This window comes from Candidatus Legionella polyplacis, assembly GCF_037013735.1.
GTDB lineage: Bacteria > Pseudomonadota > Gammaproteobacteria > Legionellales > Legionellaceae > Legionella_E > Legionella_E polyplacis_A.
On record NZ_CP135136.1, the window covers coordinates 223,390 to 246,912 of the forward strand.

A 23,523-nucleotide genomic window follows, 5' to 3' on the forward strand; every position below is an offset into this window, starting at 1 on the left:
TAAAATTTAATAAATAAAACATTACTACTAATAACTAATTATAAAATAAAAAATTTTATGAACATTAATATTCCTGCTAAAACATTTTTATTAGGAGAATATTCTGCTTTAATAGGTGGTTCAGCAATTATATTAACAACAACTCCATATTTTAGATTATCCTGGAACCCATATAAAAATTTTATTGATAAAAAAATTACATATCCTCCTGCAAAATACTTATGGAAAAACTCATTTCTTCATAATAGAGGAAAAATATCATGGGATGATCCTTATAAAAAAAATGGAGGACTAGGATCATCTAGTGCTCAATTTCTTGGAATATATCTAATTAAATGTCACTTATCATCTACTTTACCATCTATAAAACACTTAACAGAAAGTTATTTTAAATATATAAAAATAACTAACAAAAAAAAACAAACTTTACATACAAGTGGGTATGACCTAATAGCACAAACACAAAAACTTTGTGTATATTTTAATCAAAAAAATAAAATCTTACATAATTACAATTGGCCATTTAAAGATCTATCATTCTTACTGTTACATAGTAACAAAAAAATAAAAACTCATTTACACTTAAAAAGTATTACTATATCAAAATCCTTCAATGTCTTGTCAAAAATTACAGAACTTGCAAAACTAGCATTTATAAAAAAAAATAGTCTTATGCTTATACAATCAATTAATGCATACCAAAAAAAACTTGAACAACTCAATTTAATAACAGATTATACTAAAAAATATATAAACTTTTTTAAAAAGAAATTTAATATTTTAGCATCTAAAGGATGTGGAGCATTAGGAGCAGATGTAATATTATTAATAATACCTAACTCAGAACTAAAAAAACAAATTAACTATTTTTTAACAAATAATTGGACTATATTAGCAACAAATAATAATCTAAATACAAAAAAACCATTAATTGACATATAACTATATAAAAACACTTGAAATTTTATTGTAACTATAGTTATTATTAACTAATAATAGTATAAAAAAGGGCTGTTAGCTCAGTTGGTAGAGCAGGAGGCTTTTAACCTCTGTGTCATAGGTTCAATTCCTATACAGCCCAATAAAATAAAAACTTAAAAAAATTAATCTATTTTTTATTTAATAAATATTAAATTTAAAGACAAAAAATGCGCTCGTAACTCAGTATGGATAGAGTACTTGGCTTCGAACCAAGATGTCAGGGGTTCAAATCCCTTCGAGCGTATAAAAAAAATATAAAAATACAAAAATTCAATAATAAATACTTATAACTTTAAATATTAAATTTTATAATTAGAAACATATTCCAATAAACTTTTTGTTTTTTACCTTTACAATAATTTCTTCAATTTTATTATAAGCCAATAACAATTCTTCTGAAGTAATCGAATAAGGAGGCATTAAATAAATAACGTTATTCAATGGTCTAAGCAATAAACCATAACATAAAAAAATTTTTTTTAACTTTATCATAATATCATCATTCAAATTAATATTGAATGCAGAAATCGTTCCAACAGATCTTACACAACTTATAATATCAGAATGTTCTTCCAATAATCTATTTAACATTTTTATATGCAAAGTAGATATATTTTTAATAGAATTCATTGTATTCAATTCAAACAACAATTCTAATGAAGCAATAGCCGCAGCACATCCTAATGGATTTGCGGTGTAAGAATGTCCATGATAAAACGTTTTTAATTTTTTTGTACTAGTATCTAAAAAAGACTCATAAATCATACTAGTAGTTATAGTTAAAGCAAGAGGTAAAAAACCACCAGTCAATCCCTTGGAAAGACATAAAAAATCAGGAACAATACGAGTTTGTTCAAAAGCAAAATAAGTTCCAGTCCTACCGAAACCAGTCATTACCTCATCAAATATAACTAAAATTCCATATTGTCGTACTAAATTTACTACTTTTTCTATAAATACCGATCTACACATTCTCATTCCACTAGCACCCTGAACCAATGGCTCTACTATTAACGCTACTATTTTCAAATGATTAAATTCTAAAAAATTTTTTAAAATCTTAATAGAATTATTTTCCTTTAACTCAACATTGAGATCCCCAAAATAAGTATAAGGAAATGGAATACTAAATACAGAAAAACATAAATCCTTAAAACTATCATGAAATTTAGATGTAACACCAACACTCATAGCCCCCAATGTATCTCCATGATATCCACCATCAAATCCCAAAAAAAGAGTTCTATTATAATCACCAATATTTCTCCAATATTGATATGCCATCTTAATAGATACTTCTATTGCTGTCGAACCATTATCAGAGAAAAAAAACTTAGAAAAACTACTAAAAGACGAAATTTCACTTAATCTCTTACAAAGTTTTATTGCAGGTTCATGTGTGAACCCAGAAAAAATAACATGTTCTAAAATTAAACTTTGCTTATATATAGCTTCAGAAATTTTAGGATGAGAATGTCCATGTAAGTTTACCCACCAACTACTAATTAAATCTAAATACGCATTATTATTATTGTCATAAATATAAGATCCATTACCTTTTTTTATAAAAATAGATAAACTCTCCTTTTTTTCTTGAACAAATGGATGCCAAATAATATTTTTATCTTCTAACAAAAAGTCCAAATAAACTCCTCAACCTATCAGAAAATAAAACCTTACTTAAAGATTTTTTACTTAACTTTCTAAAATTAGGAACTGAATACAACACTTCTATTTTACCATAAAATTCTATTGAATTAATATTATCTTGATTATACGGTCCCACTAAAATTACTCCCAAAATTTTAATTTTCCTTAAGCGCATTGACTCTATACTTAATAATGTATGATTAATTGTTCCCAAAATTGATTTTGAAACTAAAATAACAGGTAAAGAAAAATGTACTATTAAATCAATTACTAACATTTTTTCATTTATAGGAACTAATAAACCACCAATTCCCTCTATAATTAAATTATTAACATCAGGTAATTTTATATTATCAATTTTAATAGACTTATTTTCATAATAAGCAGACAAGTGCGGAGATAAAGACTTTTTAAATATATAATTTTCCTTATAAGTAAACGCATTACTCAATGATTTAACCATAAAAGTATCCGTATTTTTATATTTATAGCCAGTTTGAATAAGCTTAATATAAGGAAACCCAGTATGCAAACAAATCCAACTACTAACAATAGTTTTCCCAACATTCGTATCTGTACCAGCAATAAATATCTTCATTAATTCAAAAAACCAAAAAAAACTTTATAATTTACAATAAACCTATCTTTATAATTCTTAATAATTTTTCTTAAATCTGTTATCATCAACTTATTACTACTATAATTAGCACCTAATTTTTTTAAATATCTAATAAATTCAACAGAATTCAAAAATTCAAGTGAAAACTCTTTAATATTATAGACATAATTATTCAATTTTAAAGAAATTAAATAATTTTCCATATCTTTTTCAGATGGATATTTGCATACAGGAATAGGCAACGAAGATTCTAAAAAAAAACTGATCCAATTCTTAAATGTTCCATCAAGTAAACAAGTAAAAGCAAAAACAATCGAATTACTAGAAAAATATTTTAATAAATCTTTAACATTAGTTACCCATTGAATAGAAAAATTTGAAATAACAAGATCATGAAAATTAAAATTTCTATCTTCCATATCACTCATAATAAATTCAATATCATCATTTAATAATTTCTTTTTAGCTTGCATTAACATATTAAATGATATGTCATTTAAAACTAATTTACTTTTTGGAAAAAAATTTAATAAAACTTCTGCTACATAACCAGTTCCAGTTCCTAAATCCAATATAGAATAAGGATAAAAATTAGGAAAATATTTTTTTAAATATTTAACCAAAATTAAGGCACATTCCCTTTGAATTGAAGCAACACTATCATAGGATAAACTTGCTCTATCAAAATTATTTTGTATAAATTCTTTATTTAATTTCATCTAAAAAATTTATAATTTTCCTATATACAAAAGAACATTCATAAATTCCCAAACAATGACTACCAGTTTCAATTGTAATTATATTACAACATTTACCAAAATTATCATAAATTAAATCTATGGGAACTATATTATCATCCTTAGATGCCAATATCAAGATTGGAACTGATATATCAAAATTTAAATTAAAATCATAAATAAATCTAAGATCCTTTCTTAAAATAAATTTATTAATATTCTTATTACATGAATTCTTAAAACCACAGCGCTTATAAAAAAACATTAATGCATTTCTTTCATTTCTTATAAAAAAATTCCATAATATATCAAATTCATTTCTTCTTTTTTTTCTTAAATACTTTGTAAAACCTAAAAAATTTATAAAAGATTGTATTCCAATTAATGCTTCAAATTTTAAAGAAGACAATAATAACTTTAAAAAACCTAAAGAATGTCCAATGCCAATAAATTTTTTAGAATACTTATTACGTAATAGATCTAATAAATACATATTACTACTATTAAAATACCCTATATCTAATAAATAGTAATTCATATTAAAAAAATATTTTTCTGCTAAAAACTTAAAATAATTTCTATCAAATGCCCATCCATGACAAAAAACTAAATCATACTTCATATAGATTTTAAAACTCTTAATAAATTATTTATTTGCTCATTTGAATGACTAATATTAATAGCAACACGTAATCTTGAACTACCAGGAGGTACGGTAGGTGGTCTTATTGCAGAAACAACTATTTTTTTTTGTAAAAACATATTTTTAACATTAATTACAGAAATGTCTTTATGTAAAAAAATAGGTATAATATTAGTAGAAGAATTCCCAGTATTAAATCCAAAATAATTTAATCTTTTTCTTAAAAAACTAGATTTTTTATTTAAAATATCACGTTTATCAGATAAACTTTTAATTAATTTCCAAGCTTTAAAAACTGCTCCAATCAACATTGGAGGTAAGGAAGTAGAATAAATAAATCCAGGACAACAATTAATTAAATAATTTTTGATAACTTCTGAACACGCTATATAAGCGCCAAAACATCCAATTGCCTTACTAAAAGTACCTAAAACTAAATGAGGAACTTCACTAAGATCAATCATAGTAGATAGACCATATCCTTTTTCTCCTATCATTCCAGTAGCATGTGCCTCATCTAAATATAAAAATGCATTATATTTCTTAGCAAGACAATATATTTCTTTTATCAACAAAACATCACCATCCATTCCAAAAATAGTTTCTGTCACTATAAATTTAGAATTTGTCCAATTATTATACTTTTTAAGTAAATCATTTAAATGTTCCATATCATTATGTCTATATCGAATTAACCTAGCTTTACTCAAAAATACAGCCTGGTATAAACTTGAATGATTTAATCGATCAAAAAATACAATTGGAACATTCTTTAAAACAGACTGATTAAGTAAGCTACTTAATACAGAAATATTTGCCTGAAATCCAGAATTAAAAATTAAAGATGACTCTGTTTTTTTATCTTTAGCAATTTGAGATTCTAACTTTTCAAAAATTTTTCTATTTCCAGAAATTAATCTAGAACCAGTCGATCCTATTCCATATCTTTTTACAAAAATACTAATTTCCTTGCATAAGGTATTTAATCTACTAAGACAAAAATAATCGTTTGTAGAAAAATCAATAAAATTTGATAAATAATTAATAGAAGGAATTACTCTATCTCTTCCTTTATTCTTTAAGGTAGTGTAATATCGATTATATAATTTATACATAATTTATCTTACTATTCTATAGGAGAATAACATATGAACAAAACATGGACATTTGAAAACGCAAAAAAAATATTTAACATGCCATTCCCCGAATTAATATACAACGCACAAAAAAGTCATAAAAAATATTTTAGACCTGACGAAGTACAAATCAGTACATTACTAAGTATAAAAACAGGAAAATGCCCTGAAAATTGTTCATATTGTTCGCAATCCATACATCATAATACCAATATTGAATCAAAACCTCTACTAAATATTGAAAAAATTATTCAAAAAGCCAAAGAAGCTAAAAAAGCTGGGAGCACTAGATTCTGTATGGGAGCTGCTTGGAAAGGACTACATAATAAGGACTTAAATACAATTTGCAACATTATCAAAGAAATAAAAAAATTAAATTTAGAAACCTGCGTAACACTCGGATCATTAAATGAAAATCAAGCAAAAAAACTTAAAGAAGCTGGATTAGATTTTTATAACCATAATATAGATACATCTAAAGAATATTACAATAAAATTGTAACAACTAGAACATTTGAAGACAGAATCAAAACACTAGATAATATAAGAAAAGCAAATATTAAAATTTGTTGCGGAGGAATAATAGGAATGGGAGAATCCAATGATGATAGAATAAAGATGCTAGTAATTTTAGCTAATATGAATGAACCACCAGAATCCGTACCAATAAACATGCTTGTAAAAGTACAAGGAACACCTTTTGATAATATAAAGGATGTTGATCCTTTTGATTTTATACGTACAATAGCAACAGCAAGAATAACTATGCCAAAATCTTCAATTAGATTGTCAGCCGGTAGAAAAAATATGTCCTATGAATTACAAGCATTATGTTTTTTAGCTGGAACTAATTCTATTTTTTATGGAGAAAAACTACTTACCTCTGAAAATGCTCCTACAATAAAAGACAATATTTTACTCAAAAAACTAGGGCTAAAAAAAATACAATTGAATACTTAAAATATTATTAGTATATAATACTAATTTTTCATGAAATCTAATTAAGAATATTAAATGCTATAATAATACTTCCATATCAAATAAAAATGTAATAAAACCAAGATATTGCAATATCCAATTGTTAATAAATTATAAACAATATTATTATTCATAATAACTAATAAAATATATTATTCTATCAAATCTAAAAACAAAAAAACAATTTCAATCTTGTTTTTTATATAGTACAAATAACCTAATATATAAATCCTATCTAACAAATTTTAGTTTACATACTTTAGCCAAACAATACTCTCCATAAATCAATACCTGTACCATTTTATCTATATTTTTCCAAGGAATACGAGCAAAAGCAATAGATTTTTTCAAAAAAGGAGAATACACTCCGCTAGTAACTACTCCAGTATCATTATTAGACAATAAAACCTTATATCCATGCCTCATAATTTTTTTCTTACTAATAATAAGACCGATCAACTTCGTTGGAACTCCATATTTTTTTTGTAACAACAAAGAATTCATTCCAATAAAATCACGATCATCAGAAAACCATTTTATCGTCCACTCTAGTGATGATTCCAAAGGAGTTACATTTTCATTTATATCTACTCCACTTAAAAGCATACCTGCTTCTAATCTTAAAACATCTCTAGATCCTAAACCACAAGGCTTTATATTGTTTTCTAACAATATATTCCAAAAATCAACTATATATTTTTTTAATAAAATAATCTCTAATCCATCTTCCCCAGTATAACCAGTTCTGGATATAAATAAATAATCAACAATTACAAAACCAAAACGATCAAGATTTTCTATCACATCATCTTTTTTTAAATTTAATATATTTACGATTTTAGTAATTGAATCCGGACCTTGTACTGATAACATCCCAAAATCATTTCGTTCTATTATTTTCACTGAAAAATATTTACTTACACTGAATATCCATTGTAAAACTTTAATACGTGTAGAAGCATTAAAAACTAATCTATAATAATTATTATTGCATTTATAAACAATCAAATCATCTATTATTCCACCATGGTCATTACACATACAACTATACAGTGATTGATTATCAAATAACAATGTAATATCATTCGTTAATAACTTTCTAAGAAAAGAAGTGCTCTGATTTCCCGTTATATCAATAATTGTCATATGAGAAATATCAAAAACACCACAATTTTCTCTAACACACAAACATTCTTGAATAATAGAACCATAATGTAATGGCATAATCCAATTATGAAATTGGACCAATTTAGCACCTATTGCAATATGTGAATCATATAAAATTGTTTTAATAATTAGACCTCTTTATATTTTAAGAAATTTTACTAAATAACCAATTATCAATTGATATATTCATCATTAACGAATGACACTCTTTAAATAAACAAAAAAAAATTTAATTTTTGTTTTATTTTAACAATTAAATATATTAATATATTAGATTCTATAATATCCAATAAAACTTAATATATCTGTAAAATAAAATTACACCTACACTTACTAAATTCTATCAAAAAACAAAACATTTTATTATATACAAATAATATATGCTAATATTTGAATTATCCAATACAGAAAAAAAAATAAAAAATAAAATCCTAAAAAGGATAAAAAAAAATAAAACATTTTTAACTATTCCAAAAAAATTTATAAGAACAACTCTACCATGCATACCAAATAACTCAAATCTACAAGTAATAAGACACTATACAAAATTATCTCAAAAAAACTATTCCATAGATACAAATTTTTATCCATTAGGATCCTGTACAATGAAATATAATCCTAAAGAAATAAAAAAAGCATCATCTAAATCAGAATTTATCTATAAACATCCATTAACAAATATTTCCTCCAATCAAGGAACATTAAAAATATTGTATGATTTACAAACTTATTTATCTGATATTTCAGGAATGCCCGGAGTTTCTCTAACTCCTATGGCAGGTTCTCAAGGAGAATTTGCAGCAGTATCTATGATAAAAGCATACTTTAATTCCAAAAAAGAATTTTATAAAAATGAAATCTTAATTCCAGAAGATGCTCACGGAACTAACGCAGCATCTGCATCAATGTGTGGTTTCAAGGTAATTAAAATACAATCCGATATACACGGAAATATTAACATTAAAGATTTAAAAAATAAAATAGGCAAAAATACAGCTGGGCTAATGTTAACTAATCCATCAACGTTAGGATTATTTATAAATAATATAAAAAATATTTCTGATATTATACATGAATCTAAAGCTTTTTTATATTATGATGGAGCTAATCTTAATGCTATTTTAGGAAAAATTAAACCAATGGATATGGGATTTGATTTGATGCATATCAATTTACATAAAACATTTGGAACTCCACATGGAAGTGGAGGTCCAGGATCAGGACCAATAGCAGCAAATTCTAAATTAACACCATATTTACCTATTCCATTGGTAAAAAAACATAAAAATTTCTATTATTGGAGTGATTATAAAGAAAATCCAAATAGTATTGGTAGACTATCATGCTTTATGGGTAATATTAATATATTGATACATGCATACTTCTATATTAGATTATTAGGAAAATCTGGTCTATCCCGAGTTTCTGATTATGCTACTTTAAATGCAAACTATTTACTATCTGAACTAAAAAAAATAGGATTTTCTCCAGTTTATCCATCCAAAATGACATCACATGAATTCTTAATCACATTAAAAAATGAAAAAATAAAATATAAAACATCTGCAAAAGATCTAGCAAAACGTTTATTAGACTATGATATACACCCTCCAACAATTTACTTTCCAATATCTATACCAGAATGTTTATTAATAGAACCAACAGAAACAGAATCTAAAAAAGAACTAGATCATTTTATCAAAATCATGAAAAAAATATATAATGAAATAATTAATAATCCTCAAAAATTAAAGAATGCTCCAAACAAATTACTGATACAGAGAATCGATGAAATAAAAGCCAACAAAGAATTAAACCTTAACTATTTTAACAAGATTTAATTACTTTATTAAATATTAGATTTTATCAAAACATTAATACCATAAATATTCATAAAAACAAATTCATTTTTTAAAAATTTATAAAAAACCAACATAAATTTATACTAAAACTGATATAATCAAATACATTATTTACTTATTTATCTATTAAATACTTAAAACTTATATAAAAAACTATGAATAAAACTCGAAAAGAACATGATAGCATTGGAACAATTCAAGTGCCTTCATCAAAATATTGGGGCGCTCAAACACAAAGATCCATAGAAAATTTTAATATTGGCACAGAAATTATGCCACACGAAGTCATACATGCATTTGGAATATTAAAAAAAGCATCAGCATTAGCCAATTATGAATTAGGAAAATTAAATAAAGAAAAAACAGAACTCATTGTAAAAATATCTGAAGAAATTATTTCCGGATCACTAAATGATCACTTCCCATTGAAAGTATGGCAAACAGGAAGTGGAACACACTCCAATATGAATATTAATGAAGTTATTTCTAATAGAGCAAAAGAAATTATTGGAAATATAAAAAGTAATAAAAATATTATTCATCCAAACGATGACGTAAATATGTCACAATCATCGAATGATACATTTCCAACAGCTATGCATATTGCCTCAGTCATTATATTACAAACAAAACTTATACCAATTTTAAAACAACTTCATAACGAACTCCATAAAAAACAAAAAAAATTTAAAAACATTATCAAAATAGGAAGAACTCATTTACAAGATGCTATTCCAATGACACTAGGACAAGAATTTTCTGGATACGTACATCAAGTACTTTCTTGTATAAAGAGAATAAATAAAACTCTTCCAGAATTATACCAAATAGCTATTGGTGGAACAGCAATAGGTACAGGATACAATGCACCAAAAAAATTTTCTAAAATAGCTTCAAATTATATTGCAAAAATAACAAAAATCCCATTTATTCCAGCAAAAAATAAATTTTCTTCATTATCTTCACATGAACCAATAGTGATCGTACATAGTGTACTTAAAACATTAGCATGTGCATTAATAAAAATCGCTAATGATATACGATGGCTATCATCAGGACCAAGATGTGGAATAGGAGAATTAATGCTTCCAGAAAACGAACCAGGATCATCGATAATGCCCGGGAAAATAAACCCTACACAATGCGAAGCATTAATAATGGTATGTATTCAAGTTTTAGGAAATGACAATACAATCTCTTTTGCAGCAAGCCAAGGAAACTTTGAATTAAACGTATGTAAGCCCCTTATAATTTATAATTTTATACAATCTGTTAATCTTTTATCCGATGCATGCTTATCTTTTAAAAAACTCTGTATTAAAAAAATCAAACCAAACCACCAAAAAATAAATCAACACGTACAAAATTCTCTAATGTTAGTTACAGCTTTAAATCAACATATTGGTTACGATAATGCAGCAAAAATAGCAAGAACAGCTTATGAAAATAATCTTTCTCTAAAAGAAGCATCAACTAAATTAAATATTTTAACAAAAAATAAATTTAAACAATATGTAAACCCAAAAAAAATGATTCGTTAAAAAATAAATCGTATATAAAAAACAATTTATAACAATTAATATTAAAGATATACAATTTTTATTGTATAAAAAAACAGATATTAATTATTAAAAAATAAATCTTCAAATCTTGTATACTGTCCCAAAAACGCAACCTTTACCTTTCCAATAGGCCCATTACGTTGTTTAGCAATAATAATTTCAGCAATACCTTTATCTGGACTATTTTCTCTATAAACCTCATCACGATAAATAAAATAAATTATATCTGCATCTTGTTCAATTGCACCAGATTCACGCAAATCAGACATAATAGGCCTTTTGTCATACCTTTGTTCTAAACTTCTGTTTAACTGAGATAAAGCAATAATTGGAACATTCAATTCCTTAGCTAAAGATTTTAGACTTCTAGAAATCTCAGAAATTTCTGCAGTACGACTATCCATTCTAAATCCAGGAATCTTCATAAGTTGTATGTAATCTATAATAATCAACCCAATAGATTCTTGATCCTTTATTAATCTTCTAGAACGAGCACGAATCTCTACAGGACTTAAAGCAGGAGTTTCATCAATATATAAAGGAACTTCTGAGAGCAAATTTACTGTAGAAATAACTCTTGGCCAATCTTGCTTATCAAGTTTTCCAGTTCTTAACTTATGTTGATCAATCCTAGCTAAAGAAGATATCATTCTTATGATAATTGAATCAGAAGGCATTTCCATTGAAAATACCAAAACAGGTTTTTTATTTTGTATAACTACATGTTCCGCAATATTCATAGCTAAAGCAGTTTTCCCCATCGATGGTCTACCAGCTACAATAATAAAATTAGAGGACTGTAAACCAGAAGTCTTTTCATCTAAATCACTCAATCCAGTAGATAATCCAGTTATTTTCTTATTGCTACCATATAAATTATTTAACTTTTTCATTGTTTTAGATAAAACAATTTTTATATTTTCTGGACCTCCTTTTCTTGAAGTCTGATTAGCAATAGAAAAAATTTTTGTTTCTGCAAAATCTAAAAGATCATTAATATTTTTTTCTCCAAGATTATAAGAAAAATTAGCAATCTCATTTGCAACTTCTATTAATTGACGTTGAACTGATTTTTCCCTAACAATATTAACATAAGCAAAAATATTTGTTACACCAGGTATTCCATTCACCAATTCAAATAAATAAGATTCACCACCAATATAATCTAATTTATTTATTGATTTTAACATGTCAATTAAAGTAACTATATCAACTGGATGATTTTTTTTTATTAATTCAGATATAGATCTATATAATATACAATGCTCATTACGATAAAAATCTGTTTCACATAACTTTAAATGAATATCATTCCATATTTGATTATCTAAAATTAATCCACCCAAAATACCTTGTTCAGCTTCAAAAGAATATGGCAAAGACTTGCAGTTTTTAAATAACTCTTTTTTAAAGTCTATTATCATTTCTAATAAAAATCCTAAAATTTTAAAAAAAAATATTACGTTTAATCACATTTGATAAAATTGTTTTAACCAAAATTACATTAAACAATATTAATTATCTTAAAATAATAAAATAATTAAAAAACTAAACTTTAACAAAAACTTATTAAATGAAATATTATTTTTTTTAAATATAAAACATTTAATTAATAAATTATTATTAATTCATCTATCAAAAAAAAATAATACAATAATCATATTTAACATTTTATCCTATATTAATTAATATATTTTAAATACACATTTAAATATACTAAAATTTTAGTAATTAACGATTATTAAATATTACAATGTTAATTTATATAACTAAAATATTACAATTATAAAATTTTAAAATTCTAATAAACCTCATCTTAATAGTATATAAAAAAACCTTAAAAAGGATAAGTTAAAACAATATTTTGATTTAACAACAATATTACTTATAAATAAATATATAAAATTTTATGTAAAAACTTAAAAAGATAATAAAAATTAATTTTATTTGTATTCAATAAATAAAAATATAAAATATAATTATTAAAAATTTATAAACTTGAAAATCTATGAATCAAATCAAAGCACTAATATCACAAATAAATCCAATAATAGGATCTATTTATTATAACACCAAAAAAATTATTAATATCATTGAAGCCAAACAAAATTACTATGATATTATTATTTTTCCAGAACTTGCTATAACTGGATATACAATAAACGAACTACTTACAAAAAAAGAATTTCACAAACATATCTTTGATAGTTTAAATAATATTTGTACTAAAACAAAAAAATGTTACATAATTATTGGACATCCTTTATTAAGAAATAAAAAATGTTTTAACACCATATCAATATTTTATAAAAAATCATGTATTGCTACTTATCACAAACAATATTTAAATAACAAAATTTCATCTAATGAAACACAATATTTTGTAAATGGAAAAAATAAATTACTAACTATAACAATTAAAAAAAATTCATTTGGAATATGTACATTTGATGATTTAAAATATAAAAAAATAGAACAAAAAAATATTATTAATAAAGTTGACACTTTAATTTGTTTAAATGCCTCATATTTTGAAATAAATAAATCCAATCATAGAGAAAAATTATTAAAAAAATATGCAAAATATTTTAAAACATCAATAATATATATTAATCAAGTAGGAGGACAAGATGAATTTATATTTGATGGACAATCAATAGTTTTTAACAATCAAGGTAATATATGTACAAGACTACCAACATTTAAAGAATGTCTACAAACAATAATTATAAATAAAAAAAATATAAAAGGAAAAATATACCCATCTCTAGAAAGCAATTCAATTATTTATCAAGCTTTAGTAAACGGGGTACATGATTACATTAAAAAAAATAATTTTCCTGGAGCATTAATAGGATTATCTGGAGGAATAGATTCTGCGTTAACACTATCTATTGCCTATGACGCAATTGGACCAAAATATATAAAAACTATACTTATGCCATCTCAATATACATTAAAAACTAGTCTAATTGATGCTAGAAAACAATCAAAAATATTAGGAATAAAACATACTACAATATATATAAAATCAATATTTAAAAAATTTTTAAACATTTTTCACAGAATTTTTAAAAAAATAGAAAAAAATATCGTACAAGAAAATATACAATCAAGAATCAGAAATATATTAATGATGGGAATATCAAATAAGACAGGAAAACTTCTATTAAATACTAGTAACAAAAGTGAAATTGCTGTAGGGTATTCTACTCTATATGGAGATATGTCAGGTGGATTTTCAGTGTTAAAAGACGTATTAAAAACTCAAATTTATTCTTTAGCTAAATACCGTAATAACATATCGTATGTTATTCCAAATCGGATTATATATAAAAAACCATCAGCGGAACTTATGTACAATCAATATGACCAAGATATCTTACCACAATATTCTACTTTAGATTGTATTCTTCAACAATACATAGAAAAAAATAAATCTATCAATGAAATAATAAAAATGGGATTTTCACCAATAGAAATAAATTATATTTTATATCTAATAAAACGTAATGAATATAAAAGAAAGCAATCACCTCCAGGAATTAAAATAAGCACAAAAACATTTGGAATAGATTGGAACATACCATTAACCTTAGTTAAATAATATTTAAAAACAAATAAAAAAACACAATTCTTTATAATATATTGTGTTTATAAAAAACATTTTAAACTTTATAAAAATTATATATTTATCCAAAATAAATAAAATAATTTTATAAATCAAAACGAAATTTATAATGAAAAAGAACTATCTCATCATACCATCAATACTTTCAGCAAACCCTATTTGTCTAAAAAAAGAAATTAAAAAAATTATAAAAACCAAAACTCAAATGATTCATATTGATATTACAGACAATCATTATGTTCAAAATCTTACTTTTGGATTTTCTACATGTCAAGCAATCAGAAAAAATTTTCCAACAATAAAGTTAGACATACATTTAATGGCACAACCTAAAAAAAATTTAATTTCCTCTATGCTTAAAATAAAAGCTAATCGAATCACTATACATATAGACTCTACTATTCATATTGAAGATATCATAAATACAATAAAAAAACATTGTAAAATAGGAATTGCTTTAAATCCTGCACATTCTCCTTTACAAATAAAAAAATACTTTAACAATATTGATTATGTAATAATTATGTCCGTAAACCCAGGATTTCCAAATCAAAAATTTATACCAAAAACAAAAAATAAAATTAAATGGATAAAAAAAAACTTTCCTAAATTAACCATTTGTGTGGATGGAGGAGTAAATATTCATAATATTTTATCATTAGCAAAACATGGTGCTAAACAATTTATTATTGGAAATACTATATTTTCCAGATCAAATTACAATGAAATTATTTCTAATCTATATAAAAAATTATATACACTAAAACCTTATCATATCAATAAAAATATCATTAAATAAAAATTAATAAAAACTTGACTATATGTTTAAAAAAACAAATATAATTCTTTTAAAATAAAATCATTACATAAAAACATTTTTACAATAAATTATAAATTACAAATATTTAAACATTTTTAAAAAATATTATATACTAAATTCAATTTATACTACGTAAAAATATAAAACTTTGAACAAAGGAATAATATATGAAAGAAAAAAAAAATTTCTTTTCAAGAATATCACAATTATCCAATAACAATAAAACTTATCATTTCTTTGATATCAAAAAAATAGAAAATCTATATCAAATGGATATTAATAAATTACCTTTTTCACTAAAAATAATTTTAGAAAATTTATTACGTTTTCAAGATAAAAACCCTAATATATCACAAGATATTAAAGAAATTTTTAATTGGACAAAAAATAAAACATCTAAACATGAAATTCCTTTTTTTCCCACAAGAGTTCTTATGCAAGATTTCACAGGTATACCTACATTAATTGACTTAATTACAATACAAGAAACATTATCAAATATAAAAAAAAATACAAAAAAAATACTATCATTTTCCATTCCAACTGATCTCATAATAGATCACTCAATAACTGTTAATTCATATAAATCACTTAATTCAATAAATATTAACGAATATATTGAAGCAAAACAAAATAAAGAAAGATATAAATTTTTAAAATGGGCAAAAAAAAGATTTTCAAACTTCCATATAATTCCACCTGGAACAGGAATTTGTCATCAAATCAACTTAGAATATTTAGCAAAAATTGTATGGACAAAGCAAATAAACAACAAATTATTTGCTTTTCCAGACTCAGTTATAGGAACAGATTCACATACAACTATGATTAATTCGCTAGGAATACTTGGATGGGGGGTTGGAGGCATTGAAGCAGAAACAGCAATACTAGGATATCCTATATCAATTACTATACCAGAAATCATTGGAATAAAAATAATTGGAAAACTAAATGATAAAATTACATCAACAGATATAGCATTAACAATTACAAACATTTTAAGAAAAAAAGAAGTGGTTGGAAAATTTATTGAATTTTATGGGCCAAGCCTTTCATATTTATCTGTTCCAGACCGAGCTACTATTTCTAATATGGCTCCAGAATATGGAGCAACTTGTGCAATCTTTCCTATAGATCAAGAAACCTTAAACTATTTATCTTTAACAAGAAATAATAAAGATCTAATAAATTTAGTAAAAAACTATTGTAAATCACAAAAACTATGGTATGAAAATAATATAGAAGAACCAATATATACTAATTCTATCACTATAAATCTTTCTACCATCAACACATCTATATCAGGTCCAAAAAGACCAGAAGATCTAAACTCATTAAAATCCTCTTCAACAACATTATATAACTATATAAAAAAAATAAATAATAATAACATTATTAAATCTTATCCCGTAAAAAATCAATCATATTTCTTAAAACATGGTCATATAATAATTGCAGCTATAACTAGCTGCACAAATACATCTAATCCTTTTTCTATGATAACCGCAGGAATATTAGCTAAAAACGCAATAAATAAAGGATTAAGTAGCCAACCATGGGTCAAAACATCCTTTGCACCAGGATCTAAAGTAGTAACAAAATACTTACAACAAATGAACTTACAAACTTATTTAGATAAATTAGGTTTCTCTATTGTAGGATATGGATGTACAACTTGTATTGGAAATACAGGTCCAATACCTAAAGAAATTACACAAACTATTCAAAATAATAACATTATTGCTTGTTCAGTATTATCAGGGAATAGAAACTTTGAGGGAAGAATACATCCATTAATTAAGATGAATTGGTTATGTTCTCCACCTCTTGTAATTGCATATGCTCTATGCGGATCAATGCTTATCGATTTATCAACAAGTCCAATAGGATTAAATAAAAATGGAAATAAAATCTACTTAAAAGATATATGGCCAAGCAAAAATGAAATTTTATCAAAAATAAAAAATATTAATAATGATATATTTCATAAAGAATATATTAATATATATGAAGGCAATAATCAATGGAATTCTATACAATATGACAATATTAATACTAATAATAATTATCAATGGTCAAAATCATCTACATACATTCAAAAATCACCTTTTTTAAAAAATTACTCATTATCTTACAAAAAACCTCACGATACCAACATAGAAAATGCATATATTTTAGCTATATTCGGAGATTCCATTACTACAGATCATATATCACCAGCAGGATCCATACCATTTAACTCACCAGCTGGAAAATACCTTTCATCCAAAGGGATAAAAGAAGAAAATTTTAACTCTTATGGGTCAAGAAGAGGAAATCATAACATAATGATTAGAGGAACATTTTCAAATACTAGAATACAAAACGAAATCATTCCTAATATATTAGGTGGATTCACAAAACATATTCCATCTAATCAAATTATGTCTATATATGAAGCTTCTAAAATATACAAAAAAAATAAACAAAATTTAATTTTAATTGCTGGAAAAAATTATGGAACAGGATCTTCAAGAGACTGGGCAGCAAAAGGAACATCACTATTAGGAATCAAAGCAGTAATCGCAGAAAGTTTTGAAAGAATTCATCGTTCAAATTTAATAGGCATGGGAGTTCTTCCATTACAATTTATAAATAAAACAAACAGATTGACATTAAAACTAAATGGAAAAGAAAGAATATCTATATATATAGAATCTAATATAAAACCAAATGACCTAATAAAAACAATAATAAAATATCCAAATAATAAAATAAAAATTATTAATCTTATTTGTAGAATAGATACTATAAACGAACTAAATTTTTATTTAAACGGAGGAATTTTAAAATATGTTCTTAAAAATTATCTAAACAGCAAATAATCGTTTTGAAATATTTTATTTCATAAAATAATTAAATATTTGTAAATTTTAACAAAATTTTCAATCAAATTACAGCCGTTGTAGCTCAGTTGGTAGAGCAATTAATTCGTAATTAATAGGTCCACAGTTCAACTCTGTGCAACGGCATTTTTACATATTTTATATTCTAAAAATCTTAATAATCATGTTGAATAAACATAAATAAAACAATTACATAATTCACTATTCATTTCTTTAATTTATTAAAAAATAAAATTATTTTTCAAATAAAAATACAATACTTTTTAAAATATTTAATAACTTATTTCTTGTTTTACAGCTTTTAGTATAATTAAAGCTTGATTCATTTCATCAACATCATGCGTTCTAATTATACTTACTCCTTGCAAAATCGAGAGTATAGACATTACAATACTACCTATCAAACGTTCATTAACTAACTTATTCAACAATATACCTAATGTAGACTTTCTTGATAAACCAATTAAAATTGGTAAATTATATTTAGAAAACTTATTAAGACTATTTATAATTCTTAAATTATCTTTAACGGACTTATTGAAACCAAAACCAGGATCGATAATTAAATTTTTTCTTTGTATACCCACATTGATGCAATCAGCAATTTTTTGTTCGAAAAAACAATCTATATCATCTACAATATCTTTTTTACCACTATTTATATTAATAAAATCATCTAAAATCACATTATTATGATAGTCAATATCATTATGATAACCTGAAAAACCATGCATTAAACAAACTGGAATATTAATAGATGATACAAATTTTAAAGAATCCTTATTAGATAAAGAACTAACATCATTAATAAAAGAAGCTCCAGCTAACAATGCCTCGTACATAACCACTAATTTTGTTGTATCAATTGAAATACATATATCACTTTTAGATCTAATTTTTTTAATTACTGGTATTACTCTACTCAACTCTTCATCAACACTTATAGGTGTATATCCAGGTCTAGTTGATTCACCACCTATATCAATTATATCCACACCTTTAGAAATCATATAGAATGCATGTTCAACAGCACTTTGAATATCAAGAAATTTTCCACCATCAAAGAAAGAATCTGAAGTTACATTCAATATTCCCATAATTAAGGGATATACCAATGAATTATAATTTCTTTTCCCATAACTAATACGCCAATTTTCAAATTCTTCAGCATTCATATAACATCATTTTATAACTTTAAATAAAATAGATATATAAAAAAAAACTATAAAAAATCGTTCTAAAGACATATCTCTTATATAAGAACCTTATTTAATAACCAAATTAAATAATTTATTTATATATTAACAATTAAGATCAACATTCTTAGAATTAACAGTAGAATCCATACTATTAATAGACATAATTTTCTTAATTTGCTCTAAATTAATTGTCTCATATCTAATTAATTGATCAGCCATTAAATGTAATTTATCCATATTAGATATAAGCATATCTTTAGCAACATTATATGCACAAGAAACAATCTTATCTATTTCATCGTCAATTTTTTTTGCTGTACTATCAGATATTTCTTTCCGTTGATTATTAACAGTCTTTCCTAAAAATATCTCTCCATGCTCTTCCCCATAGGTTAAAGGTCCAAGATTAGACAACCCCCATATAGTAACCATCTTACGAGCAATAGAAGTAGCTCTAGCTATATCATTAGCCGCTCCAGTAGTAATGCTTTCTAAACCAAAAACTAATTCTTCCGCTATTCGACCACCAAATAAACTAGATAATTGACTTTCCAAACGCCTTTTACTAAAATTAAAATGATCCTTTTCAGGTAAAAACATAGTAACCCCTAATGCCATACCTCTAGGTATAATTGTAACTTTATAAACTGGATCATGCTCAGGAACTAATAAACCCACTATTGCATGACCAGCCTCATGATATGCTGTAAGTCTTTTATCTTTTTCACTCATAATCATAGACTTTCTCTCAGAACCCATAATAATCTTATCTTTAGCTTTTTCTAATTCAAATAAACTCACTACAGATTTATTAAATCTAGCAGCAAATAATGCTGCTTCATTAACTAAATTAGCTAAATCTGCTCCAGAAAATCCAGGTGTACCACGAGCAATAGATTCTATATCTATCTCTTCATCTAAGGATATCTTTTTTAAATGCACTTTTAAAATTTCTTCACGACCACGAATATCAGGTAATGGAACAACAACTTGCCTATCAAATCTTCCAGGTCGCAACAATGCAGGATCAAGAACATCCGGTCTATTAGTAGCAGAAATCACAATAACTCCATCATTTCCATCAAATCCATCCATTTCAACCAATAATTGGTTCAACGTCTGCTCACGCTCATCATGTCCACCTCCTAATCCAGATCCTCTATGCCTTCCAACCGCATCAATTTCATCAATAAAAATAATACAAGGAGAATGTTTTTTCGCTTGATCAAACATATCACGAACACGTGATGCACCAACACCAACAAACATTTCTACAAAATCTGAACCAGAAATTGTAAAAAATGGAACCTTAGCTTCTCCTGCTACCGCTTTAGCCAATAAAGTTTTTCCAGTACCAGGAGATCCAACTAATAAAATTCCCTTAGGTATACGACCTCCCAAACGTTGAAATTTAGACGGATCCTTAAGAAAATCAACTAGCTCCTTCACTTCCTCTTTAGCTTCATCTATACCAACAACATCAGCAAAAGTAATTTTCACCTGATCTTCCCCTAATAGCTTAGCTCTAGATCGACCAAAAGACATAGCTCCTCTTCCTCCGCCCTGCATCTGTTTCATAAAAAAAATCCATACACCTATCAATAACAACATAGGGAACCAATTAACAAATAAGTGTAACAAAAAACTTTCCTGTTGTTTTCCTTGGCCACTAACATCAACTTTATTTTTTAATAACTGACCTAATAATGCATCATCTTGCATGGGTATATAAGTAATAAATTGATGATTATCTTTCATTTGTCCCTTTACTAATTTATTATCTTCAATCGTAACAGAGTTAACCATACCATGATCAACATTATTTAAAAATTGACTATAAGAAATTCTCAATATAGATGTGTGACGATACCCAAAATTACTAAAAACGGTAATTAAAATAATTACTATTACTAACCACAAAAACAAATTTTTTATCATATCATTCAAATAACTACTCCGAAAAATTATATTCGTGTAAAATAAAATAATATCCTATATTATACAAATCTTTTATTTTACAAAAAAACATCAAATAAAATTTATTACTTAAAACAAAAAATTTATTTTAAATTCTAAAACATTTTATTACACCCAACAAAATATTTAGCCAATAAATAAGCTTCTCTTGAAAAAGATCGAGAGGCCAACGGTTTATAAATTTTAACCTCCCTAAAATAAAAACGTACTTTATTAATAAAATCATTCAATCCATATCCATAAAAAACCTTTACTAACATTACTCCATTAAATTTCAACACCTTAACACTAAATCTTAATACCAACTCATCTAATTCCAATAATCTTGGTATATCTATTTCAGGAAAACCACTCATACTATAAGCCATATCCGATAAAACTAATTCTATTTTTTTATCTCTTAATAAACTAAACAATTTATCTAACACAGAATTATCACAAAAATCTCCATGAATAAAAGAAACACCAAAAATATCTTTCATAGAAACCTTATCTAGAGCATAAACTTTTACATTTCTTCCCAATTTTCTTAAAATATATTGTATCCAACTTCCTGGAGAAGATCCTAAATTAATAATATTAATACCAAATCTTAATAAATTTTCTTTTTCATCTATTTCTTTTAGTTTATAAATTGCTCTGCTTCTATAACCTTCAAATTTAGCTCTTTTCGAAAATGGATCACGAAAATAAAAATTATGAACCCAATGATTTTTCTTTTTAGAACAAGGCATAATATATAGTTATTAATATTATTAATTAGTAATTATATACTATTTTTTTATTTTTCTATAAAAAAAAATATATTTTATTATTCTTTTTAAAATAAAAAATATTTTAATAATGTATCACTAAACTTTTATTTAAAATAAAATATTACCCAATATTATTCATAACAATCAACTTACTTTATTTTTATCAATAAAACATAACACTTAACATTTTGAAACTAATAAATATTTACTAATATAAAACATATTTATAAAAACAAAAACTAATATCTATTTATTACATTCTTATTAAAATACAAATATATTTATACATAATTAAAAAACCAAAAATCAAATAACAAAATTACATGATATTGTAACCATGAAAATAAAATTGCAATATATTCCAAATTTATTAACTTTTTCTAGATTAATACTTATTATTCCTATTTTAATATGTATATATAAAAAACAATATTCTCTAACATTTTACCTATTTTTAACAGCAGGATTAACAGATACTTTAGATGGATTGATAGCAAGAAATTTTAACTGGCAAAGTTCTTACGGAGCCTCCCTGGATCCATTAGCAGACAAATTTTTAATTACATTCAGTTTTATAGCACTTGCATTAATAAAGGTTTTACCATGGTGGCTCATTATTTTAACTATACTAAAAGATATGACAATATTATTAGGAATAATAATATGGTTTTATATTATACCAAATAAATTAATACTCAAATCTATAATTATCAGTAAAATAAATACAACATTGCAATTATTACTAACAATCTTCTGTTTATTTAATCTCGCATTTCACACAATTCTTAACTGTTCTATAAATATAATAATCTTATTGACAGCTATTACAACAACTATTAGTAATATAACTTATATATGGATATGGGTTTTAAATATTTATCAAATAATATTAAAATAAAACTAACTCATAACTAATAAAAA

17 protein-coding genes, 3 tRNA genes and 1 pseudogene are annotated in these 23,523 nt (G+C 24.6%); 11 read left to right on the plus strand and 10 right to left on the minus strand.

Annotated elements, in window-relative coordinates:
* Positions 1 to 57: 57 nt before the first annotated feature.
* The 3 genes from RQL38_RS01140 (at position 58) to RQL38_RS01150 (ending at position 1,225) form a co-directional block, all read left to right on the plus strand.
* Positions 58 to 942, plus strand: coding sequence for a hypothetical protein (locus tag RQL38_RS01140; protein ID WP_338521930.1), 885 nt, complete (start codon positions 58 to 60; stop codon positions 940 to 942).
* Positions 943 to 1,008: 66 nt separating this feature from the next.
* Positions 1,009 to 1,081: transfer RNA gene (locus RQL38_RS01145), tRNA-Lys, on the plus strand.
* Between the two features lie 69 nt (positions 1,082 to 1,150).
* Positions 1,151 to 1,225 (plus strand) — tRNA-Arg (locus RQL38_RS01150).
* A 68-nt stretch (positions 1,226 to 1,293) separates the two neighbouring features.
* Here the strand turns inward: RQL38_RS01150 and bioA are convergent.
* From bioA to RQL38_RS01175, 5 genes are read right to left on the minus strand one after another with little or no spacing between them, the layout of a single operon-like run.
* Positions 1,294 to 2,616: an adenosylmethionine--8-amino-7-oxononanoate transaminase gene (gene bioA, locus RQL38_RS01155; protein WP_338521932.1), complete on the minus strand. Its 1,323-nt coding sequence runs from the start codon at positions 2,614 to 2,616 to the stop codon at positions 1,294 to 1,296.
* On the minus strand, positions 2,603 to 3,229 hold the full coding sequence (bioD, locus tag RQL38_RS01160) for a dethiobiotin synthase (RefSeq protein WP_338521934.1): 627 nt from the start codon (positions 3,227 to 3,229) through the stop codon (positions 2,603 to 2,605). The genes bioA and bioD overlap by 14 nt, the downstream gene beginning before the upstream one ends.
* A complete protein-coding gene (locus RQL38_RS01165; RefSeq protein WP_338521936.1) occupies positions 3,229 to 3,969 on the minus strand; it encodes a methyltransferase domain-containing protein in 741 nt (246 codons plus the stop codon). Before RQL38_RS01165 ends, bioD begins: the two co-directional genes overlap by 1 nt.
* Positions 3,956 to 4,609, minus strand: coding sequence for a hypothetical protein (locus tag RQL38_RS01170; protein WP_338521937.1), 654 nt, complete (start codon positions 4,607 to 4,609; stop codon positions 3,956 to 3,958). The genes RQL38_RS01165 and RQL38_RS01170 overlap by 14 nt, the downstream gene beginning before the upstream one ends.
* Positions 4,606 to 5,745, minus strand: coding sequence for a pyridoxal phosphate-dependent aminotransferase family protein (locus RQL38_RS01175; protein ID WP_338521939.1), 1,140 nt, complete (start codon positions 5,743 to 5,745; stop codon positions 4,606 to 4,608). Before RQL38_RS01175 ends, RQL38_RS01170 begins: the two co-directional genes overlap by 4 nt.
* Positions 5,746 to 5,778: 33 nt before the next feature.
* On the opposite strand from RQL38_RS01175, the gene bioB reads away from it, so the two are divergent.
* Complete coding sequence (gene bioB / locus RQL38_RS01180; RefSeq protein WP_338521941.1) at positions 5,779 to 6,726, plus strand: biotin synthase BioB; 948 nt, start codon at positions 5,779 to 5,781, stop codon at positions 6,724 to 6,726.
* Between the two features lie 249 nt (positions 6,727 to 6,975).
* Here bioB and gcvT read toward each other — a convergent pair whose 3' ends face one another.
* Positions 6,976 to 8,040, minus strand: coding sequence for a glycine cleavage system aminomethyltransferase GcvT (gene gcvT, locus RQL38_RS01185; protein WP_338521992.1), 1,065 nt, complete (start codon positions 8,038 to 8,040; stop codon positions 6,976 to 6,978).
* A 251-nt stretch (positions 8,041 to 8,291) separates the two neighbouring features.
* Here gcvT and gcvPB point away from each other — a divergent pair, with 251 nt between their 5' ends.
* Positions 8,292 to 9,752, plus strand: a complete 1,461-nt coding sequence (gcvPB, locus tag RQL38_RS01190) for an aminomethyl-transferring glycine dehydrogenase subunit GcvPB (protein ID WP_338521943.1) — start codon at positions 8,292 to 8,294, stop codon at positions 9,750 to 9,752.
* A gap of 176 nt (positions 9,753 to 9,928) precedes the next feature.
* Complete coding sequence (gene fumC / locus RQL38_RS01195) at positions 9,929 to 11,314, plus strand: class II fumarate hydratase (RefSeq protein ID WP_338521944.1); 1,386 nt, start codon at positions 9,929 to 9,931, stop codon at positions 11,312 to 11,314.
* A gap of 80 nt (positions 11,315 to 11,394) precedes the next feature.
* Here the strand turns inward: fumC and dnaB are convergent, their stop codons facing one another.
* A complete protein-coding gene (dnaB, locus tag RQL38_RS01200) occupies positions 11,395 to 12,759 on the minus strand; it encodes a replicative DNA helicase (protein WP_338521945.1) in 1,365 nt (454 codons plus the stop codon).
* A 584-nt stretch (positions 12,760 to 13,343) separates the two neighbouring features.
* Here dnaB and RQL38_RS01205 point away from each other — a divergent pair.
* From RQL38_RS01205 to RQL38_RS01220, 4 genes are all read left to right on the plus strand, one after another.
* The gene (locus tag RQL38_RS01205) at positions 13,344 to 14,942 is read left to right on the plus strand and encodes an NAD+ synthase (RefSeq protein ID WP_338521947.1); all 1,599 of its coding nucleotides are present in this window, start codon (positions 13,344 to 13,346) and stop codon (positions 14,940 to 14,942) included.
* A gap of 133 nt (positions 14,943 to 15,075) precedes the next feature.
* A complete protein-coding gene (locus tag RQL38_RS01210; RefSeq protein WP_338521949.1) occupies positions 15,076 to 15,765 on the plus strand; it encodes a ribulose-phosphate 3-epimerase in 690 nt (229 codons plus the stop codon).
* 188 nt (positions 15,766 to 15,953) lie between these two features.
* Positions 15,954 to 18,650: an aconitate hydratase AcnA gene (gene acnA, locus RQL38_RS01215; protein WP_338521950.1), complete on the plus strand. Its 2,697-nt coding sequence runs from the start codon at positions 15,954 to 15,956 to the stop codon at positions 18,648 to 18,650.
* A 74-nt stretch (positions 18,651 to 18,724) separates the two neighbouring features.
* Positions 18,725 to 18,797 (plus strand) — tRNA-Thr (locus tag RQL38_RS01220).
* Between the two features lie 146 nt (positions 18,798 to 18,943).
* Here RQL38_RS01220 and folP read toward each other — a convergent pair.
* The 3 genes and pseudogenes from folP to RQL38_RS01235 all read right to left on the minus strand — a co-directional run bounded on the left by folP (position 18,944) and on the right by RQL38_RS01235 (position 22,581).
* The gene (folP, locus tag RQL38_RS01225; protein ID WP_338521951.1) at positions 18,944 to 19,846 is read right to left on the minus strand and encodes a dihydropteroate synthase; all 903 of its coding nucleotides are present in this window, start codon (positions 19,844 to 19,846) and stop codon (positions 18,944 to 18,946) included.
* Positions 19,847 to 20,026: 180 nt separating this feature from the next.
* Positions 20,027 to 21,808, minus strand: a pseudogene (gene ftsH, locus RQL38_RS01230) (ATP-dependent zinc metalloprotease FtsH); the annotation flags it as partial.
* Between the two features lie 134 nt (positions 21,809 to 21,942).
* Positions 21,943 to 22,581, minus strand: a complete 639-nt coding sequence (locus tag RQL38_RS01235; protein WP_338521952.1) for an RlmE family RNA methyltransferase — start codon at positions 22,579 to 22,581, stop codon at positions 21,943 to 21,945.
* 358 nt (positions 22,582 to 22,939) lie between these two features.
* Between RQL38_RS01235 and RQL38_RS01240 the strand changes: the two genes are divergently transcribed.
* On the plus strand, positions 22,940 to 23,500 hold the full coding sequence (locus RQL38_RS01240) for a CDP-alcohol phosphatidyltransferase family protein (protein ID WP_338521954.1): 561 nt from the start codon (positions 22,940 to 22,942) through the stop codon (positions 23,498 to 23,500).
* Positions 23,501 to 23,523: the final 23 nt, after the last annotated feature.

Excerpts from the sequence above, each read along its gene's own strand:
- RQL38_RS01140 (WP_338521930.1), top strand. The coding sequence starts at position 58 with ATGAACATTAATATTCCTGCTAAAACATTTTTATTAGGAGAATATTCT.
- bioD (WP_338521934.1), bottom strand. The coding sequence starts at position 3,229 with ATGAAGATATTTATTGCTGGTACAGATACGAATGTTGGGAAAACTATT.
- RQL38_RS01165 (WP_338521936.1), bottom strand. The coding sequence starts at position 3,969 with ATGAAATTAAATAAAGAATTTATACAAAATAATTTTGATAGAGCAAGT.
- RQL38_RS01170 (WP_338521937.1), bottom strand. The coding sequence starts at position 4,609 with ATGAAGTATGATTTAGTTTTTTGTCATGGATGGGCATTTGATAGAAAT.
- RQL38_RS01175 (WP_338521939.1), bottom strand. The coding sequence starts at position 5,745 with ATGTATAAATTATATAATCGATATTACACTACCTTAAAGAATAAAGGA.
- bioB (WP_338521941.1), top strand. The coding sequence starts at position 5,779 with ATGAACAAAACATGGACATTTGAAAACGCAAAAAAAATATTTAACATG.
- gcvPB (WP_338521943.1), top strand. The coding sequence starts at position 8,292 with ATGCTAATATTTGAATTATCCAATACAGAAAAAAAAATAAAAAATAAA.
- fumC (WP_338521944.1), top strand. The coding sequence starts at position 9,929 with ATGAATAAAACTCGAAAAGAACATGATAGCATTGGAACAATTCAAGTG.
- dnaB (WP_338521945.1), bottom strand. The coding sequence starts at position 12,759 with ATGATAATAGACTTTAAAAAAGAGTTATTTAAAAACTGCAAGTCTTTG.
- RQL38_RS01205 (WP_338521947.1), top strand. The coding sequence starts at position 13,344 with ATGAATCAAATCAAAGCACTAATATCACAAATAAATCCAATAATAGGA.
- RQL38_RS01210 (WP_338521949.1), top strand. The coding sequence starts at position 15,076 with ATGAAAAAGAACTATCTCATCATACCATCAATACTTTCAGCAAACCCT.
- acnA (WP_338521950.1), top strand. The coding sequence starts at position 15,954 with ATGAAAGAAAAAAAAAATTTCTTTTCAAGAATATCACAATTATCCAAT.
- folP (WP_338521951.1), bottom strand. The coding sequence starts at position 19,846 with ATGAATGCTGAAGAATTTGAAAATTGGCGTATTAGTTATGGGAAAAGA.
- RQL38_RS01235 (WP_338521952.1), bottom strand. The coding sequence starts at position 22,581 with ATGCCTTGTTCTAAAAAGAAAAATCATTGGGTTCATAATTTTTATTTT.
- RQL38_RS01240 (WP_338521954.1), top strand. The coding sequence starts at position 22,940 with ATGAAAATAAAATTGCAATATATTCCAAATTTATTAACTTTTTCTAGA.